The organism is bacterium (genome assembly GCA_035559435.1).
Lineage (GTDB): Bacteria > Zixibacteria > MSB-5A5 > WJJR01 > WJJR01 > JACQFV01.
The window spans coordinates 23,749-43,548 of the sequence record DATMBC010000021.1; the positions used below are offsets into that span (position 1 = coordinate 23,749).

14 protein-coding genes are annotated in these 19,800 nt (G+C 63.3%); 6 read left to right on the plus strand and 8 right to left on the minus strand.

Going from position 1 to position 19,800, the window contains the following annotated elements; genetic code table 11:
• Positions 1–99: 99 nt before the first annotated feature.
• Together VNN55_02545 and VNN55_02550 are read left to right on the plus strand one after the other, a co-directional pair.
• Positions 100–1,878: a HEAT repeat domain-containing protein gene (locus tag VNN55_02545; protein HWO56425.1), complete on the plus strand. Its 1,779-nt coding sequence runs from the start codon at positions 100–102 to the stop codon at positions 1,876–1,878.
• Positions 1,875–3,410 (plus strand): HD domain-containing phosphohydrolase, encoded by a 1,536-nt coding sequence (locus VNN55_02550; GenBank protein ID HWO56426.1) that lies wholly within the window; start codon positions 1,875–1,877, stop codon positions 3,408–3,410. Before VNN55_02545 ends, VNN55_02550 begins: the two co-directional genes overlap by 4 nt.
• 9 nt (positions 3,411–3,419) lie before the next feature.
• On the opposite strand, the gene lepA is transcribed toward VNN55_02550, so the two are convergent.
• The 6 genes from lepA to VNN55_02580 form a co-directional block, all read right to left on the minus strand.
• Positions 3,420–5,219 (minus strand): translation elongation factor 4, encoded by a 1,800-nt coding sequence (gene lepA / locus VNN55_02555; protein ID HWO56427.1) that lies wholly within the window; start codon positions 5,217–5,219, stop codon positions 3,420–3,422.
• A 356-nt stretch (positions 5,220–5,575) separates the two neighbouring features.
• A complete protein-coding gene (locus VNN55_02560; protein ID HWO56428.1) occupies positions 5,576–7,261 on the minus strand; it encodes a FlgD immunoglobulin-like domain containing protein in 1,686 nt (561 codons plus the stop codon).
• A 167-nt stretch (positions 7,262–7,428) separates the two neighbouring features.
• Positions 7,429–9,267, minus strand: a complete 1,839-nt coding sequence (locus VNN55_02565) for a S8 family serine peptidase (protein HWO56429.1) — start codon at positions 9,265–9,267, stop codon at positions 7,429–7,431.
• Positions 9,268–9,307: 40 nt separating this feature from the next.
• Positions 9,308–10,021 carry a hypothetical protein gene (locus VNN55_02570; GenBank protein HWO56430.1) on the minus strand — a complete coding sequence of 238 codons (714 nt, stop codon included), beginning with the start codon at positions 10,019–10,021 and terminating at the stop codon, positions 9,308–9,310.
• 328 nt (positions 10,022–10,349) lie between these two features.
• The gene (locus VNN55_02575) at positions 10,350–11,333 is read right to left on the minus strand and encodes an RluA family pseudouridine synthase (protein HWO56431.1); all 984 of its coding nucleotides are present in this window, start codon (positions 11,331–11,333) and stop codon (positions 10,350–10,352) included.
• A gap of 425 nt (positions 11,334–11,758) precedes the next feature.
• Positions 11,759–12,835: an Mrp/NBP35 family ATP-binding protein gene (locus tag VNN55_02580; protein ID HWO56432.1), complete on the minus strand. Its 1,077-nt coding sequence runs from the start codon at positions 12,833–12,835 to the stop codon at positions 11,759–11,761.
• 245 nt (positions 12,836–13,080) lie between these two features.
• On the opposite strand from VNN55_02580, the gene VNN55_02585 reads away from it, so the two are divergent.
• The 3 genes from VNN55_02585 (at position 13,081) to VNN55_02595 (ending at position 15,499) form a co-directional block, all read left to right on the plus strand.
• Positions 13,081–13,881, plus strand: a complete 801-nt coding sequence (locus tag VNN55_02585; GenBank protein ID HWO56433.1) for a urate hydroxylase PuuD — start codon at positions 13,081–13,083, stop codon at positions 13,879–13,881.
• Between the two features lie 73 nt (positions 13,882–13,954).
• Positions 13,955–14,722 carry a hypothetical protein gene (locus tag VNN55_02590; protein ID HWO56434.1) on the plus strand — a complete coding sequence of 256 codons (768 nt, stop codon included), beginning with the start codon at positions 13,955–13,957 and terminating at the stop codon, positions 14,720–14,722.
• A gap of 84 nt (positions 14,723–14,806) precedes the next feature.
• Entirely contained in the window at positions 14,807–15,499 is a 693-nt protein-coding gene (locus tag VNN55_02595; GenBank protein ID HWO56435.1) for a hypothetical protein, read from the plus strand.
• A gap of 84 nt (positions 15,500–15,583) precedes the next feature.
• On the opposite strand, the gene VNN55_02600 is transcribed toward VNN55_02595, so the two are convergent.
• Both VNN55_02600 and VNN55_02605 read right to left on the minus strand, forming a co-directional pair.
• Entirely contained in the window at positions 15,584–16,618 is a 1,035-nt protein-coding gene (locus tag VNN55_02600; GenBank protein HWO56436.1) for a 2-oxoacid:ferredoxin oxidoreductase subunit beta, read from the minus strand.
• Entirely contained in the window at positions 16,618–18,474 is a 1,857-nt protein-coding gene (locus VNN55_02605) for a 2-oxoacid:acceptor oxidoreductase subunit alpha (protein HWO56437.1), read from the minus strand. Before VNN55_02605 ends, VNN55_02600 begins: the two co-directional genes overlap by 1 nt.
• 346 nt (positions 18,475–18,820) lie before the next feature.
• Between VNN55_02605 and VNN55_02610 the strand changes: the two genes are divergently transcribed.
• Positions 18,821–19,279, plus strand: a complete 459-nt coding sequence (locus tag VNN55_02610; GenBank protein HWO56438.1) for an acyltransferase — start codon at positions 18,821–18,823, stop codon at positions 19,277–19,279.
• Positions 19,280–19,800: the final 521 nt, after the last annotated feature.

Here is a 19,800-nt window from a genome sequence, read left to right on the forward strand (position 1 = left end):
TATGGGGTGTATCCCATACTGTGATGCCGGGAAATCCGATGATCCGGGGCGCGGGCACGCTGTGGGAGCGCGCCGATGATGCCGATAATCTGACATGTGATGGCCGATCGCGACCTGACCAACATGGCGGGGACAGTGGAAGGCGCCGGCGGAGCCGTGCCGGAGTCGGGCGAACTCCTGGTGCGTTCGCTGCGGGAGTTTTGCAGTCTCTGGGCGCGCGCGGTCAAGACAACCTGCCTGTATCCGGCGACCAATCCGCTTCCCGAGGAGTTCCGCGGCAGATTCTTCGACGCGTTGCACTTGCTGTTGGACGGTCACGGACCGTTTGTGATCCAGGCGACCGACGCCGCCTTCATGTTTGAAGGGGAATCGGTTTACGACAGCGCCGGGAGCGAGGAGAATCTCGCCTATCTGTTCTTCCGCGACGGCATTCGTGAGATCGGTTTCGAGCCCGGCGTGACCCGCGAAGAGTGCGATCGCTTCCTCCAGATCATGGCGGAAGCGCTGGCCACTGTCGACTCCGCCGTCGACCTCGCCAACCGTCTCTGGGAAGCCTCGCTGCCGCACATCAAGCACTACACGGTGGACCGTGTCGTCGAGGGGGCCTACATCCTCGCGGCCACCGACGCGGAGATCGCCGCCCCGCACGAGGAATTCGCCAAGCCCACGCTCGCGGAGACCGCCGGCCAGACGCGGCCCGAAAGCCCCTACCAGGGCGTGCAGCGTGAACGGCATTTGCACATCCAGGACATCTTCGGCGACGTGACGGCATTGAGCGCCGATGAAAAAGTCGCACTCGCGACACTGTGCCGTCCGGACACCGACGACACGGCCGAGAGTCTTGGCCTGGATGTGTTAATCGAGATCATCCGGAACAACGAGGGCACGCGCATCTTTGATGACGCCGTGGGCGTGCTCGAACGGCAGTACGAGCAGGCGGTGGCCGCGGGGCGCTGGAATCTGGCGCGCAAGTTGATGATTGAAGTGCGCGGATTGATGGGGGATCTGCAGCCGCGCGGGGTCCAGCGACTGAACGCCGCGCTGACGCGCATGGCGGAAAAGCGGCACTTCGACAAGCTGGCAACCTACCTCAACGCCAATCCGCAGGCGCCGCTGGAGCCGATCCGCGACTTGCTCTCGCTGTTTGGTCCGGTGGCGATCACGCCGATCACCGGCATGCTGGGGACGCTGGAGAACAGGCCGGCGCGCATGATGGTCTGCGACTTCCTTATCGCACATGGGCGCGAGGCGATCGATCTGATCGGCGGTTTCATCTACGACAAGCGCTGGTATGTCTCGCGGAACGTGGCGATGATCCTGGGTGAGATCGGCGCCGAGCGCGGCGTCAGTTTCCTCAAGAAGTCGGCATCGCACACCGACCCCAGGGTGCGGTTGGAGACGCTGCGGGCGGCCAAACGCATTCTCGGACCGGAGGCGGACCGCGTGTTGCGCGGCTTCCTCAACGATCCCGACGCCGATCTGCGCAAGCGGGCGTTGCGGGCGCTGGGGCGGCGACCGAGCGCGGATGCGATCGACGACATCAAGGCCCAGATCAATCCCGACGAACTGCCCGATCGCGATCCGGCCGAGACGCGGGAGCTGTTGACGACCTACGCGCGCCTGGGGGGAAAACCGGCGGCGTTGCACCTGATCAATCTCTCGCGACGGGCGCCGTTTTTCAAGCGGTCGCGCTGGCAGCCGGTGCGTCTGGCGGCCATCCGGGCGTTGGGCGCATCGTCCGACCCGCTGGCGCTGGCGGAATTGAATGCGTTGGTGAAGGACCATGCCGCCGACGTGGCCGATGCCGCACGCACGGCTCTGTCGTTACGGCAGCAACTGGCGGCGCCGGAAGCCGCCGACGACGAGGACGAGGGATGAGCGGACCGGCGCGATCGGACAATCTGTCGCGGGCGGAGGGGTATCGCCTTGCGATCACCGCGTTGCGGGCCTTCTACGCCGCCTGGCGGGCCGCCGCGGTCTATGACGAGAACAACACCGCCTTCCGGACGCGCCGCGAGGAACTGGCGCAGGCCCTGCGGGCGCTGTTTGCCAGCGGCTCCGATTGCGCCATCACCTATCAGAATGATTACATCTTCTTCAACGGGGAACGTCTTAACTACGACCGCGAATTCTCCTTCGGGCGGTCGCTGGCAGCGCGGTTCGCCGACCTGCGCCTGGGCGGCGTGACGATCTACAGCGACACTCCGTCGGGCCAGATCGACCAGGCGCTCTTCGCGCTGGCCACCACCGACCGCCGCGCCGCCGATCCTTACGCGGCGCTGGTGGAGACCTGGAACGCCGTCGGGCTGACGCGGATTCCGATCCAGCCGCTGGCGACCCGTGACCCGAGCGACTTTCTCGACCCGCGCAAGATTGACCCGGAGACCGATCCCAACGTGGTCAAGCGTCGCCGGGCGCAGGCGCTGTTCCAGCGGTCGGAAGCGGTGGTGCAGGAGTTCTGGGAGCGGGTGCGTGATCGCAATTCCTTCGATGCCTCCACCGTGCAACGCGTGGTGCACCTGATGATCGACGAAGTGGCGCACGACGAGGATGTGTTAATGGAGTTTGCGGCGCTCAAGGACTTCGACGAGTATACCTACTACCACTCGGTCAATGTGGCGCTCTACTCGATCGCGGTCGGCATGCGCCTGGGGCTGGATCGCATTCGCCTCGCGCAGCTGGGCTTCGCGGCGCTGTTCCATGATATCGGCAAGGTGAAACTGCCGCGCGAACTGATCGCTAAGCCCGCGGAATTCAACGAGGACGATTGGGAGCAGATTCGCCGCCATCCGACGCTGGGCGCGCTGACGTTGGCCAGTCTGCGGGCGATGGAACGCGAGATCGGCGTCTCGATGGCCGGCGCCTTCGAGCATCACCTGAAGATGGACCTCACCGGCTATCCGCCGCTGACGCGTCCGCGGACGCTGCATTTGTTCTCGCGCATCATCAGTGTCTGCGACGCCTACGACGCCATGACATCGGGCCGCGTCTACCAGAAGGAGACGATCAGCCCCGATGAGGCGGTGCGGCGGCTGTTGTACAAGGGGCGGCAATGGTATGACCCGCTCATCCTCAAGGCGTTCGTCAACGTGATCGGGGTGTTTCCGGTCGGCACGGTTGTGCGCCTCTCGGACGGCTCGGTGGCAATGGTGATGCGGAACGACTCAGTGGACTTGTATTCGCCGGAGGTGCTCGTTGTGCGCGAGGCCGACGGCACGCCGACACGGCGGTCCCGGCAACTGCGCGCGCGGAAGAAAGATGCGGCCCCGGCGGGGTTGCACATCGCCGCGACGCTCGACGCGACGGCCGAAGGCATCAGGTTGGAAGATTACCTGGGCGTGATCTATCAGCCCGAGGTCAGCGGCGGGATCCTGATCCCGACGATCGACCCGACCGTGTCCAGGGCGTAAGCCCCATCCCTAATCGCTGATTTTGAGCACGGCGAGGAAGGCCTCGGGCGGGACATCGACCTTGCCGACCCGCTTCATCCGTTTCTTCCCCTCTTTTTGCTTTTCGAGCAGCTTGCGCTTTCGGGTGACATCGCCGCCGTAGAGTTTGGCGATGACGTCTTTGCGCAGGGGCTTGACCGATTCGCGGGCGATCGGCTTGCCGCCGCCGATCGCGGCCTGGATGATGACCTCGAACTGCTGCCGGGGGATCAATTCCTTGAGCGTCTCGCAGAGTTTGCGGCCGATGCGGTAGGCGTTGTCGCGATGGACCACCGAGGAGAGGGCGTCGACGGTCTCGCCGGCCAGCCGGATTTCGAGTTTGTCGAGGGCGTTTTCCCGGTACTCGAGGAAGTCGTAGTCGAGCGAGCCGTAGCCGCGGGTGACCGACTTGAGCCGGTCATAGAACTCGAAGATGATCTCGGCCAGCGGGAAGTCGAAGATCAACCGGGCGCGGTCGCCGATGTACTCGGTGTTGATGTAGTCGCCGCGTTTGGAGGTGGCCAGGGTCATCACCGTGCCGACCGCGTCGGACGGGCAGATGATGTGGGCGCGCACATAGGGTTCGGCGATCGCCTCGTACTGGCCGCGCGGCGGGATGTCGGCCGGGTTGTCGATGGTGCGAACCTCGCCGTTGGTCATGCGGATCTGGTATTCGACGTTGGGCACGGTGGCCACGATCGGCTGATTGAATTCGCGCGCCAGCCGTTCCTTGACGATCTCCAGATGCAACAGTCCCAGAAAACCGCAACGGAACCCGAACCCCAGCGCCAGCGACCGCTCCGGCTGGAAAGAAAGCGACGCGTCGTTGAGGCGCAGTTTGTCGAGGGCGACGCGCAGATCGGAGTACTTGTCCGAATCGGCCGGATACAGGCCGGAGAAGACCATCGGTTTGATGGCGCGGAAACCGGGCAGGGGCGCGGCGGCCGGGTTGGCGGCGTTGGTGACGGTGTCGCCGACACGGGCCTCGTGGATGTCCTTGACGTGGGCCAGGATGTAGCCGACCTCGCCGGCCGCAAGCGTCTCGCGCGGGATCGGACGCATCTGCAGGATCCCGGTCTCCTCGACCTGATGGACATCGGGGTGCGAAAAGAAGCGGATCTGATCGCCGGCTTTCAGCGATCCGTCGACCACGCGGACATAGACAACCGCGCCGTGGTACAGATCGTGGGCGGCATCGAAGACCAGCGCGCGCAGGGGGGCATTGGGGTCGCCGGCCGGCGGCGGGATGCGCGCGATGACCGCCTCCAGCAACTGGTCGGTGTTCAGTCCGGTCTTGGCCGAGACGCGGATGACCTCCTCGGGCTCGCAGGAGAGCAGTTTGGCGACTTCGACCGCGTGGCGGTCGGGATCGGCCGCGGGCAGATCGATCTTGTTGAGGACCGGGACGATGGTCAACCCGGCCTCGATGGCGAGGTAGGCATTGGCCACGGTCTGCGCCTGGATACCCTGGGCAGCATCGACGACCAGAATGGCGCCGTCACAGGCGGCCAGCGCCCGCGAGACTTCGTAGTTGAAGTCGACATGCCCGGGTGTGTCGATCAGGTTCAGAACATAGTCCTGACCGGATTGGGCGCGGTAGTTCATGCGGATGGCGTGGGACTTGATGGTGATGCCGCGTTCGCGCTCCAGGTCCATGTTGTCGAGGACCTGTTCGCGCATCTTGCGCTCATCGATGGTGTGGGTAGCCTCCAGCAGCCGGTCGGCCAGCGTGGATTTCCCATGATCGATATGGGCGATGATCGAGAAGTTGCGGATGCGGCTCTGGTCCATAACACGCCAAACGCGGACGCAGGGGCGTCCGCGCAGGCCTGCAATGTACGCATTTGGACGAGCCTTATCAAGGCGCCTTCGGTGTTTGAGGGGGACTGGCCGCGGGCGGGTATTGGCGGCGGTGCGCTTTCACCCGCTCCGCTGACGCGGAGCGACCTCCCCCGGAGGGGGGAGGTGAACGAGTCTTGTTTCCACGAGAGTTGATGACGTTAGGGGTTATTGGCCCCTTAATCCCGGCTTGCTGGTTTGCGGCGGTGAATTCGGATGACGGCAGGAGGCGGTTGCCACACCTCCTGCATAAACAGACGCCCCCTCGTCGCCGAGGGGGCGTCATGCCAGTCAGCGGGAGCCCATGGCTATTTGACCAGCACCATCTTCCGTGTCTGGGTGTTGCCTGGCGTGGTCAGTCGATACAGGTAGACGCCCGAGGCCAGGGGGTTGCCGTGTTCGTCGCGGCCGTCGAAAGCAAACGAATACGTACCTCGTGGGTAGTGGCCATCCGCGAGCCGGCGAACCGTTCGTCCCAGAATATCACATACCGTCAGCACCAGCGGACCGTCGTCAGCCAGGGTCACGGCGATCGTGGTGTTAGCGTTGAAGGGATTGGGGTAGGCCCTCATCTGTGTGCCTGCGTCTTTGGCGGCGAGAGCGCTTCCGTTGGCCGCATCGTTTGAGAGCGCGAAGACAGGTCCGGACTCGCACTCACGCGTTACTTCGTTGTCCCCGAAATTGTAGGCGTAACCGGAACGCGACACCGAGGTGACTTCAAAACACCACTGGCCGGATGGATTTTTCTTGAGTGGCGTTGTGAGCACGACACGGCCGTTGGCGCCGGTCTGGCCGCTCAGCGTGCCGGAACTGGGACCCGAATAAGTGGCGGTGACCGCTGCGCCCGCGACCGGGGCATGGTTGGCGTCGGTGATCAGGATGGTGTCGCTGGCGCGCCACCGATTGCCGCCGCCGGCGATGCGGATGACGCGCTGGTCATGAACATGCAGCTCCGGCAGCGCCGCCCCGTACCAGCTGCCCAGAACCGCTTTGGTCCAGCATTGAAGGCGACGGGACTGTTGCGCAGTGAACAAGTGAACACACGAGGCGGGGCCGTAGCCCATGTAATTCTCCGGCTGAGTCGCTCCGAATTGTGCGTATTCGCAATCGCAAACGCCGGGGGCAAAACACGTGTAGTTGACGGGCGTCGGCGGCGTGTCGCCGCAGAAGTCGCCGCGACGATCCCCCTCAAATCCGCTGGCAAACTCATAGCAGGGTCCGCATGTGGCCACCTCCGTGATGCCGTGGTGCGTGTGCCATAGGCCCAGCGTGTGACCCATTTCGTGGGTAATGATGTGTTGATCGGCTCCGGCCACGACGGAATTGATCCACAGGCCGCCGAGGTCGGTGAGGGCATCCGGGTCCCATGGAAAGTTTCCCAGTCCGTAGAGTGTGGCCGGTCCCGAGTCCTGGCAGGAGATGTAGATGTTACACTGGCTGGTCGGGGACTCGGCGTACAGGTTGCGCATGGCGTCAATATCTGCCAGCGCGGCGCCGCAATCGCCGGCCGTGCAGGCGGCGATGCAGGCCAGCGCGCTGTTGTTGTGGAATCGCGTTGCGGTCAGACTAAACGACAGACCGGTTCCGTTGGCCGCAAAGTCGGCGTTCAGTTGGGCAATGGTCGCGTCGACCACGGCCTGCGATACGCCGTCGGTGCCGTCATCATTCCGCAGCACGTGGACAATCACGCGGACCGTGAGGGGTGTCACTGGAGTCGCGTCGCGCACGGCGGGATCGTCGCAAGCGCCCTGTTGAGGGCAGGCGGCCACGGGCTTCGACAAACCCATGAGCCGGACTTTGCGATCCCACAATTCCTGGGCGCCGCACCAGGGGCGCGGGGGCCCGGATTGGGCGCTGGTGAACATCGTTTCCGGTGGGCAGGGCTCGGCCGCCGCCAACAGTCGGTCCGCGGAGGGATCGCGCTCGCCCGCCCGGACGGTCGGTGCGGCGCACACCAACGCACACACAAGTAGTGCCAGGACGAAATACTTCATGATGAGAATCCTCCCTGCCGCACGATCAGCAGCCTGACGTTGGGCGCCCCGCCACGTGTCGTCGGTTCGGACGGTCCGAGGCGGCGCGATAGCGATTGCTTTGCTGTCTCCGCGAACTGAGCCGCGGGGAAGTCCGTCGGACTTCCCCGCGGCGCGATTGTTCGGGGCTATTTCAGCAAAACCATCTTGCGGGTCTGGACACTTCCGGATGCGACCAATCGATAGAGATAGACGCCGGAAGCCAGAGGTTGACCGTCCGCGTCGCGGCCGTCAAATACGACGGTGTGCGATCCTTCCGGGAAGAAGCCGGCGGCCAGTCGGCGTACGGTGCGGCCAAGGATGTCGTAGACCACCAGCTGCACATCGCCGCCCTCCAGCAGCGTGAAAGGAATGACGGTGCCGGCGTTGAAGGGATTGGGGTAGTTCTGCTCCAGCGCGTATTCGCGCGGCACGGGATCGGCCGAGGCCAGCGCGGGGGCGGAATTGATCGACGGTGTCGTGGCGGTGGTGGCGCGGAAGACCACCTCGTCGATATAGACGTCGTCGTTGTTGTCGCCGGCGTCGCAGCGGAAGCGAATGCGTGCGTTGGTCGGGAAATTGTGCTGACTGCGCGAGATCGTCACCACCCGGTTGTTGAAGGTGTTATTGACGAAGTCCGTGCCGGCGTTGAAATCGCCGACCGTGACCCAGGTCGACCCGTTGAAGTACTGGACCCAGAAGTCCTCGCCGTTCTCCATGCTGACGGCCTTGAACCAGAACGAGACCTCCAGCGTGTTGTAGGCGGTCACGTTGTACGCGGCGGTGTGGGAGAACAGGGAACTGGCGGTGTTGTCCTGAATGTCGATGGCCGCCACGCCCTGGTGCGCATGAGTGCCGCCGGTGTAGCGGATGCAATCGGCGCCGCCGTCGGTGTAACTGCCGAATCCCGCCTCGAAGTCATCCGAGGACAATGTGACCCAGGCGTTCGGGTCGGTCACCGTTATGTAATCGGTGCGGGTCAGGGTGTTGTTACAGGTGGCGGTTGTCACCGTCAGGGACACGGTGTAGGTGCCGGCGGCGGAGTAGACATGCGACGGGTTCTGCGCCGTCGAGGCGCCGCCGTCGCCGAAATCCCATGACCACGACGTCACCGGCCCGGTGGAGGCGTCGGTGAAATTGACCGTCAGCGGCACATTGCCTGACGTGGGCGCTCCGGTGAAGTTGGCGGTCACATCGCAGGGCGGGGCGATCGCATCGAGCGCCTTTTTGGCATTGAGGATGCCGCCGATGTTCGGACTGCCGGCGGGGCAGGTGTTATTGACCATCAGACTGAACTTGTCGGCGCGGGTCAGGGAGGGGTTAAAGGACTCCAGCAATCCGGCCACGCCGACGCAGTGCGGGGCCGCCATCGAGGTGCCGTCGAGGACGGCGACATAATCCGGAATCGGGTCGGTGCCGACCTGGTAGGTGCTGATGATTGAGACGCCGGGCGCGGCGATGTCGACCCAGGAGCCGTAGTTGGAGAAGCTGGCGCGCAATCCGGCCTCGTCGGTGGCGGCCACATTCAGGATTTCGGTGCGGCTGCCCATATAGTCGGCGAGGCTGGAGTTGGAATTGCCGGCGGCGTGAACGACGAGGATGTCATTGTTCATGGCCGCGTCGAGGGCGGCGGCGATGCCGCCGGAGTTGGAACTGCCCCAGGAGCAGTTGATGGCGGCGACGTTGACGCCGCGCTGCTTCATGCCGACGACGTAGTTGATTGCCTGGGCAGCGAAATCCATGCGGACGAAGCCGTTGCCGGCCGCGTCCGACCAGCCGATGCGCATGCACATGATCTTGCAGCCGTTGCCGGGCGAGGCCGTCGTGCCATCGCCGAATCCGCCGGCGATGCCGGCCACGGCGCGGGCGTTGTTGGTGATCGCGGCCATCGTGCCGGCGGTGTGCGTGCCATGGCCGTTGAAGTCCATCGGGTTGTTGTCGATGGTCGAGCAGTCCTCGCCCGAGGCGCAGCCGGTCACGCCGGTCACGAAGTCGTAGCCGATGACGTCATCGACAAAGCCGTTGCCTTCATCGTCGATTCCATTGCCGGGGACCTCGAAGGGATTGACCCAGACGTTGCCGTCGGTGGAGTTGTCCGAGGGGCCCGGGGGGATTGTTGCCGCCCAGGTCCTTGTGCGTGTACTTCACGCCCGAATCCATCGCCACCACCACCACGGTGGCGTCGCCGGTCTCAACCGTCCAGGCCAGCTCGGCATCGATGCCCTTGCTGTCCCAGAGGTCCCACTGCGGCCAGTTGAAGGTCGGCGGTGGGTTGTTGTAGTAGGTGTCGTTGGCGGGACGGGGTGTCCCGGTGGCGCAGTTGGCGTAGAGCGGATGGATGCCGATTTTCTCGACATGATCGACCGCCGGGTCGGCGGCGAAGGCGGCGGCGGCCTGATCCAGATCCTGCCCCGGCGCCAGTTTCACGGTGTAGAACGCTTCCAGCTCCGGCGCGGCGGCGGCGGCGAACTGACGCCACATGCCAATGACGCCGTGCGCGTCGACCAGTCGCTGGATTGACGCGACACTGACCCGCACACGGTTGGCGCGCTTGTCGACCTGGACATCGAAGCCCGACTTGAAGGCGGGTTTGAGCACGACCACAAACTCGTCATCCACCCAGCGTGGCGTGTCATCGACGGGCACAAACTCCTTGCGGATGACGTAATCGGCGGCGGCGGCGCCGGCGAATCCGGCCAGCACACAGGCGGCAACGATCAGGAGGATGATGCGATGCCTCATGGCTTTGTCCTCTTTCAGAGTTCGGTGAATGGGCAACAACGTTGACTAAGGACATCCGAAGCGATTACGACGCACTCAACGACACCACCTCCCCACCCGCGGCGCATCGTTTCGATGCGGCCTGTCCACGGACGGTCCGGCCGTCATAGCGGTCCCTGGAGTCAGCATCTGCATGCCCTCACCCGCATGCGAGACAACCCGTCGATCGTGTGTGTTGCGAAGTTGCGAAGCACGGGCGCGGCGCTGACGCGCACAGTCACAGCCGGCGCTGCCGCCCCGTTTTAGATGGGGAGAATTTCTGTTCCGGTTTCGGCGCGGTCAAGCGGATTCAGGGGTGCTGGGCGCAGAGGTCCAACAGCGCCTGGAAGTCAGGCGGGGGCGGGGCGGAGAAGGTAAGCGGCGCGCCGGAGGCCGGGTGCAGGAAGGCGAGCGTGTGGGCGTGCAGGGCGGGGCGGCCGATGGCCTCGAGCATCTTACGGGCCAGGTCGCGGCGGCGGGGATCGACCCCCGCGATCCGGTCGCGTCCGCCGCCGTATTCGACATCCCCGACCACCGCATGGCCGACGTGCGAAAGATGCACACGGATCTGATGGGTGCGTCCGGTCGATAGGTGCACTTCGAGCCAATCGGCGAGGGCGTGGCGTTCGCGCAGGTGCACGGTGGTCTTCGCCTCACGACCGGCGTTGTTGACCGCCATCTTCTTGCGGTCGCGCAGGGAGCGGCCGATGGGCGCGTCGATCACCAGCGGCGACTTCTTCAGGTGCCCCCAGGCGATGGTCCAGTAGATGCGCGAGAGCGCGCGGTCCTTCAGTTGCGCGGCCAGACGACGGTGGGCCAGTTCGGTGCGCGCCACCACCATCAGGCCGGAAGTGCCCTTGTCGAGCCGGTGAACGATCCCCGGGCGGTCGCTTTCGGCTTCGGCGTCATCGTCGTCGAAGGCGCCCCGTCCCAGCAGCGCGTTGAGCAAAGTCCCAGTGCGGTGCCCGGCGGCCGGATGCACCACCATCCCGGCGGGCTTGTTAATTACCAGCAAGTGCTCGTCCTCGAAGAGGACATCCAGCGGGATGTCTTCCGGTTCGGCGGGGGCATCGGGCGCCGCGACGCGCGCCAGCGTGAGCGTGATCTGGTCGCCTTCCTCCACCTTGTAATTGGATCGCGCAACGACGCCGTTGATGAGCAGTTGGCCGCCGTCAATGGCCCGCTGAATCTGCGAGCGGGAGTAGTCGGGGAAGCGCTCGGCCAGCACGCGGTCGACACGGATGCCGGCATCGGCGGCGGCGGCGGTGTGGTGGATGGTGGGGTTCGAGTGCATGTGTCGGGGGTAAGATACGGAATTCGGAGCGGAGGGAGGCGGTCATCGCCAAGCGCCCCATCCTCCTGCCGTGGGGCACTCTGCGCCGCAAGCCCGTTTGATGCCATGAGGCGGCGTGGGGAAGGGGCGTATGCAATACGCCCCTACGATGCGACTGCGAAGAGGCAAATGTCATGCTGAGCGATGCGAAGCAACTGCTGTTTTCATCTATGTACCGGAAAAGCAGACCTTTCGCTCCGCTCAGGGTGACAATGCGAGATTCTGGGTTTATCAGCAACCTGCCAGGGTAGATCTCGAACCTGCCTCCACGGGTCACTTCAGGGCGCGTCACGCTCGCGGCGTTCCGTGGTCATCAGGGGATGCACCGGAATCGGAAAGGGGCGTATGCAATACGCCCCTACGTGTCCGGCCATTGGTGAACTGTCTCAGAACGTGATTTTCACCGGCTCGGCCGCTTCGGCCTCCGCATTGCGGATGCTCACCTGGGCGGCGAGGTTGCGCGCGATCTGCTGGAAGGCGATGGCCGATTCGGAGTCGGGTTCGGCGATCACGATCGGCACGCCGGAATCCGACGTTTCGCGCAGACGGGTGGCCAGCGGGATCTCGCCGAGGAAGGGGACGCCGAGACGGTCGGCGGCGCGGCGGGCGCCGCCGTTGTCGAAGATGTATTCGCGGTGGTTGCAGTGGGAGCAGGTGAAGTAGCTCATGTTCTCGATCAGGCCGAGGATCGGCGTCTTCAACTGATTGAACATGATCACCGCCTTCTCGGCGACCTTCAGCGCGACATCCTGCGGCGTGGAGACAATCGCCGCGCCGGTGAGCGGGATGCGTTGGCACAACGAAAGCTGGATATCGCCGGTGCCGGGGGGCAGATCGACGACGAGATAATCGATCTCGCCCCATTCGACCCCGCCGAGAAACTGCTCGATCATCTTGGTCAGCATCGGCCCGCGCCAGACAACCGCCTGGTCGGGCTTGAGGAAGAAACCCATCGAGATCACCTTGACGCCATAGGCGGTGACGGGGATGATCCCGCGCTCGCCGGGGACCGGCGGCTCGGTGATGCCGAGGATGGTCGGGATGCTGGGGCCGTAGACGTCGGCGTCCATGAGCCCGACGCTCGCGCCGGTCTGCGCCAGCGCGACCGCGAGGTTGGCCGAGACGGTTGATTTGCCCACGCCGCCTTTGCCGGAGCCGACCGGGATGACATTCTTCACGCCCGGGATCAGCGCCTGGCCCATCTCGCTCAGCGTCGGACGGACCTGCGCGGTCATCTTTATGTTGACCATGCTCACGCCGGGCAGGGCGCGGATGACGCGCTCGGCCTGGGCCTTCATGTCGTCCTTGACCGGGCAGGCGGGCGTGGTCAGCTCAATCGTCACCTTGACCAGGTCCTCGCAGACGGCGATGTCCTTCACAAAGCCGAGCGAGACGATGTCGCGGTGCAGATCGGGATCGATGATGGTTTTCAGCGCTTGTAAAATCTGGGCTTCGGTGGCCACGTGGTTGTCCTCTCGTTAATCGCGCGTTGGCGCGCGGGGCATGGATCATAACACCCGCGCGCATCTATTGCCTATGGGCATACGCGATGAAAAGCGAAAGTTTGGCGGTCGCGGAGAAAAAGTATCCGCTTTTGACATTGCGCCCGCCGGGCGCGATATTGCTTGCCAAGTGCTTCGGGGATCGCATCTTAAACGCGCCGATCGTCGCGAGGCCCCGATATAATCCCGCGCCAAGGAGGATGTGAATGCAGACCGTCAGTCCGATTCTCGATGCGTTGTTTCGCTGGATGCATGTGCTCTTCGGCGTGATCTGGCTGGGGTATGGGTTCTTCTTCAGTTTTGTCGTGATGCCGATGCTGGCGAAACTGGAGCCCGATGTTCAGCGCCGGCTGGTGCCGGAGATGCTGCCGCGGTCGATGTTCTGGTTCAAGATCTCCTCGATCCTCGCCTATATCTTCGGGCTCCTGCTTTTGATGCTGGTTTTCTACCACGGCAAACTGGCGTTTGCCAATGTGCAGGGAGCCAGCGGGTATGTCGGGCCGATCGCGATGATTGTGTTTTCGCTGTTGCTCGCGCCGGTGGTCTATGACCTATTGGTCAACAGCGCCCTGGGCAAAACCCCCAAGGCGCTCGGCGCGGCGCTGTTTGTGCTGCTGGCCGTCACGCTGCTGCTCATGATCTTCTGGGCGAAGTTCGAGTACCGCACCGCGAACATTCACATCGGGGCGATGCTCGGCTCGATCACCGCGTTCAACACGCTCTTCCGTCTGTTGCCGGGGCAGCGTCAACTGGTGGCGGGGATCAAGGCGGGGACGCCGCCGGACCCGGCGAAGATGGCCGGGGCGATGCTCCGCGCCCGGCACAACAGCTACATGGGCGTGACCATCCTCTGGACAATGATCGGCGCGCACACCTTCTCGTTTGCCGGCGGCGCGATGGGCATGACCGACAAGACCTGGTGGATCGGATTCTTGATCGTCACATTGCTGGGCTGGCATGTGATCTTTCAGTTCTTGAAGCGTGCGGGGAATATGCACTCATTTTGAGTAGAGGTAGGTCGCTGAGGTACGTGGGCGGCTTCGGATTTATGGATTCTGCTGAAGGAAAAGGAGGATTCAGATGGAAGACACGTCTCAGCCCGTGGGTACCAAGTCGCGAATCTCCGTATGGGACAAGACTTGGCTCCAAGTGGTGCTCTTGGTCTTTGTCTACCCCGTCGGTGTTATACTCATGTGGGTCAGAGCTCCGTGGAAAACTGGCGTAAAGCTTGTGTTGACAGTAGTGCTTGGACTCGTGTTCCTGGCCGCGATAGGAAGCAACTCGCAGAGGGAAGCACAGGGACCGAAAGAAGACGGCAGCACGCAAATCGCCGAGCGCAATCAAGATCCACCTGAACCTAGCCACGAAGCCGAAGCTGTTATTCCCGCTGATCAACTCAGATTCGTAAGCGCAGTCGAAGCGTTTTACGACGCATACGAGGACGCCCCCAACGAACTTAAGAAATCAGCGCTGAGGACTAATCGTCGCGGAGAGATAGCCAATGCGCTAAGTGGGGACCGGACAGTTTCCAGTTGGGCAGGGACGCTTAGGGATATGGGGACGAATAGTGAGGGCAAAGCGTATGTGTCGATCCAGCTGGAAGGATCAAAGATCCGTGTTCAAACTTGGAACAATGCACTGTCTGATATCACGGACGGGACGCTGATTGATCAATCCTCTCCGATTTTTGATGCTCTTTCAGGTCTCTCCGAAGGTGACCGCGTCACCTTTGACGGTCGATTCATGGCTGACGACAGGGATTTTATTGAAGAACAGAGCGTGACCGAACGGGGATCGATGACATCTCCTGAATTCACGTTTCGCTTCACAAGAATTGTCAGGCGATGATTCGTGCAGAGATGGATGGAGCGCGGATGTTGCTCCACGCGTGAGGAGCTAACGGGTCATCGCGCGAAGTAACGGGCTTGATCCATGTTCATCGGTCATTTCGGCTTGGCATTGGCGGCAAAGAAAGCCGTGCCGCGTGTCTCGCTGGGGACCTTGATCCTGGCGACATCGTGGATCGATCTGGTCTGGCCGATCTTCCTGCTTTTGGGGATCGAACAGGTGCGGATCGCCCCGGGTGACACCGCGTTCACCCCGCTGGAATTCACGCATTACCCGTACACGCACAGTCTGCTCTATGTCGTCGGCTGGGGAATGCTCCTGGCCGGCAGCTATGTGATCCTGCGCCGGAGGGGCATTGCCCGCCGGCTCCTTGTACTCGACGGCGCGGTGATTGCCGCGCTGGTGGTCAGTCATTGGGTCCTCGACTGGCTGACACACCGTCCCGACCTGCCGCTTTACCCGGAGGGGCCGCGTGCGGGTCTGGGACTCTGGAATTCGGTTCCTTCGACAGTCGTCATCGAGGGCATGATCTTCCTCGCCGGGGTCTTTTTCTACACTCGCCTGATCAAGCCGCGCGACCGGATCGGCCGTTGGTCGTTCTGGGGGTTTGTGGCCTTCGCAGCGGTCATCTACATCGCCAACATCTCCGGTCCGCCGCCGCCCAGCGCCGAGGCAATCGGGTGGGTGGGACTGGCGGCGTGGTTGTTTCCGGTGTGGGGATGGTGGATTGAGCGGCATCGGAGGCCCATGGGCATCTCAAGAGCAGGCTCGGCATAGCCTCGCCCTCCCAACCGCTAATGACACAATATAAAACGCCGGGCGAGGATGCCCGGCGTTCTCAGTTGCGGATGACAACACCGGCTACGCGCCGACAGTCCAACGTTGGCCGGAGTGGATCAGCTTCCTGAGGTCGCCTTTACCGCGCTTGGACGTGTAATCGTCGATCTGTGCCTTCATCAGGCCATCGTAGGTGGGATGGCTGACACTGCGGAAGACGCCGATCGGGACCGGCAGGTCGGGGTTTTCGCGCGACAGCAGGAAGGCGAGCGAGGCATCCTCGTCGGTTTCATCGTGGACCAGAAGATCGCTTTCGCTGACGCCCTGACCGAGTTGCACCACCTCCAGCCGGAATCCCTTCAGGCGAAGCCCCTTGTCGAGGTTTTTGCCGAACTTCATCGGCTGGCCGTGCCTGAGTTCGATGATCCGGTCGTCGCGGATTTCCCTGGCGGTCAGGTACTCCCAGGCGCCGTCGTTGAAGATGTTGCAGTTCTGAAAGACCTCGACAAAGGCCACGCCCTTGTGCTGCGCGGCGCGCTTGAGGACCTCCTGCATGTGCTGCGGCTCGCCGTCGATGGCGCGGGCGACGAAGGTCGCCTCGGCGGCCAGCGCGAAGGCCACCGGCTGGATCGGATGCTCGATCGAGCCGATCGGGGTCGACTTGGTGATCTTGCCCATCTCCGAGGTCGGCGAGGTCTGCCCCTTGGTGAGGCCATAGATGCGGTTGTTGAACAGCACGATCTTCAGATCGACGTTGCGGCGCAGGGTGTGCAGCATGTGGTTGCCGCCGATCGAGAGCCCGTCGCCGTCGCCGGTCATCACCCACACCATCAGATCGGGGTTGGCGCACTTGACCCCGGTGGCGATCGCCGGAGCGCGGCCATGGATGGTGTGGAAGCCGTAGGTGTTCATGTAATATGGGAAGCGCGAGGAACAGCCGATCCCCGAGACGAACACCAGTTTCTCGCGCGGGATGGCCAGATCGGCGCAGACACGCTGCATCTGGGCGAGGATGCTGTAATCCCCGCAACCGGGACACCAGCGGACCTCCTGGTCGGACTCGTAATCCTTGCGTGTCGGCTTGGGCGTCTGCGGCGCCGGGGCGGTCATGGTGGCCATTAGATCAACTCCTCGATCTTGCTTTGGATTTCGCTGATTTTGAAGGGGCGTCCCTGCACCTTGTGCAAACCGATCACCGGCAGTCCATACTCGCCGCGCAACAGCAGTTTCAGCTGGCCGAGGTTCATCTCGGGGACCAGCACGGTCTCGAAGCGCCTGATGATCTCGCCCAGGTCGGACGGGAAGGGCCAGAGGTGGCGCAGGTGGACATACGAGACCTTCTTGCCCCTGGCGCGGACATTTTCCACCGCCGAGGTGATGGCGCCGTAGGTCGAGCCCCAGCCGATGACCAGCAGTTGCCCGGAGGGCTCGCCGACAATCTGCGTCGGCGGGATGTCCTGCGCGATGCGGCGCACCTTCTCGGCGCGGGTCAGGGTCATCTTCTCGTGATTCTGCGGGTCGTAACTGACATTGCCGGTCACATCCTCTTTTTCCAGGCCGCCGATGCGATGCTCGAAACCGGGCATCCCGGGGATCACCCATGGCCGCGCCAGTGTTTTCGGGTCGCGGCGGTATGGCTTGAAATCGTTCACATCTGCCTTGTGGCTGATCGTGATCTTTTCCAGCGTGGAGATATCCGGCAACAGCCACGGCTCCGACGAGTTGGCCAGGAAACCGTCGGAGAGGACAAAGACCGGGGTCATGTATTTCACCGCAATCCGGATCGCCTCGATGGCGGTGTTGAAGCAATCCGCGGGTGTGGCCGGGGCGAGGACCGCCACCGGGCATTCCGAATTGCGTCCCACCACCGCTTGCAGCAGGTCAGACTGCTCGGCTTTGGTCGGCATGCCGGTCGACGGGCCGGCGCGCTGGACATTGATGATGACAAGCGGCAATTCCGCCATCACCGCCAGGCCGATCGCCTCGCCTTTCAGCGCGACGCCGGGTCCGGACGTGCCGGTCACGCCGATGTTGCCGGCGTAGGCGGCGCCGATGGCGGCGCAGACCGCGGCAATCTCATCCTCGGCCTGGAAGGTGGCGATGCCGTAGTTTTTGTGTCGCGCCAATTCGTGCAGAATGTCGGAGGCCGGAGTGATCGGGTAGCTGCCGTAGAACAGCTGCGTTTCGGCCAGCGTGGCTCCCGCCACCAGCCCGAGCACCATCGCCTCGGTCCCGGTGATGTTGCGGTACTCGCCGGGCGGGAGGGCGGCCTTGCGCACGGTGTAGCTGTGCGTGAAAATCTCGGTGGTGTCGGCGTAGTAGTAGCCGGCGCGCAGGGCGGTCTGGTTGGCTTCGACCACCGCCGGATTCTTGGCGAACTTGTCGGCGATCCATTGGAGCGTCGGCTCCAGCGGACGGTCATAGAGCCAGTAGATCACGCCCAGAGCGTAGAAATTGCGGCACTTGTCGCGTTCTTTTTTGGAGAGCGGCGAGGATTCCAGCGCCTTGAGATTGAGCTCATTGATTGGGATCTGGATTACCCGGCGCGACCCCAGGGAGCCGTCTTCCAGCGGGTTGCTGGTATAGCCCGCCTTCTTGAGGTTCACCGGGGTGAAGTTGTCGGAGTTGACGATGATCGTGCCGTCCTTGGCCAGGTCCTTGAGATTGACCTTGAGCGCGGCGGGGTTCATCGCCACCAAGACATCGGGCGCATCGCCGGGAGTGTGAATCGACTTCTCCGAGAAGCTGATCTGGAAATTGGAGACCCCGGGCAGGGTGCCGGCGGGGGCGCGAATCTCGGCGGGGAAATCGGGCAGCGTCCCGAGGTCGTTGCCGGCCATCGCGGTGGCCAGCGTGAATTGGTTTCCCGACAACTGGATGCCGTCGCCGGAGTCGCCGGCAAAACGGATCGTAACGCGTTCAATCACTTCCTTGACGCGCTGGGACTTCGGTGGTTCGGTGGATGGGGTGGACACGCGTTTCTTCCTTTTAGCGACCGTGCATTTGCTTCTACGCCCGTTTTTGGGCAGAAACACAATATAAACTATCGGATTCTGCCGCGGCAATTCCTCTATGATATAATCTTCACAAGCGCTTGCGCCTTGCTGGCCGGACGGACGCATGGTTAACTCGCCCCCGTCCTAATAACTCCTTGAATGCCAGACAACTGGACCCGCCGTCCCCGTCAGGGAGCCCTGCGCCTTCTGACTTAAGTGACGCAATCTGCTTTGCGCCGGCCCGGGCGGCGGGTTAATTGACCGCTTCGAGGCGGATCGATGGTCGAAACGCCTCTCTGTCACCATCAACCGGCACAGGTGCGCCATGTTTCCCCAAGACCCCTGGAAAATAGTCGACTGCAAGATTGATCCATCTGCCAAGATCTTCTCGCCGGTCAACCTCTACGGTTGCACCATCGGCAAGGACTGCATGATTGGACCGTTCACGGAAATCCAGCGCGGCGCCGTCATTGGCGACCGGACGCGGGTGCAATCGCACGCCTTCATCTGCGAGTTGGTCACAATCGAGGAGGATTGCTTCATCTCGCATGGGGTAATGTTCACCAACGACCGGATGCCGCCGTTGCCGCGGGAGAAGTGGGAAAAGACCGTGGTCAAGCGCAAGGCAATGATCGGAACCGGGGCGGTGCTGTTGCCGGTGACGATCGGCGAGGGCGCGGTGGTCGGCGCCGGCGCGGTGGTGACCAAAGACGTCCCCGATTGGGCGGTGGTGGTGGGCAACCCGGCTCGGGTGCTGAAGATGTTGCCGAAGGGGAGCCGGTAGCCCGAGGGGGATGTGCGGCTGAGTGAGGTCCCCTCACCCGCGCTGTCCGCTGGCGCGGGCAGAACGACCTCACCCTAAGGGAGAGGTGAACCTTCGTACCAGCAAACATGTCAGTCTTCTGAGCTTGTGGGGGGTCTCAGAACGTGCGAAGCCAGCGGAAGACCTTGGCGCAGACGTGGGTATCCCACTCAATCGGTTTACCTCTCCCAAAGGGAGAGGCGAACCTCCCTCCCAAGGGACACGTCAGTTTTCTGGGCTCGTGGGGGCCTCAGAATGTGAGAAGGCAATAGATTACCTCCCCGCGATATTGGCAACTTCACCCAATCCGTTCACCTCTCCCTTTGGGAGAGGTCGTTCCGTGCCTCCGGGCACGGGACGGGCGAGGGCGCTTGGGGGCGACGTCGTCTCCTCCTGGCGCCTGTTGCCCCGGCGGTCGCGGCCGATGTATATTGGTGACGGAGTTATTATGATGCTGCCGGCGGCCATCATCCGAATTATCGGGACCTGATTCCCGAACGGTC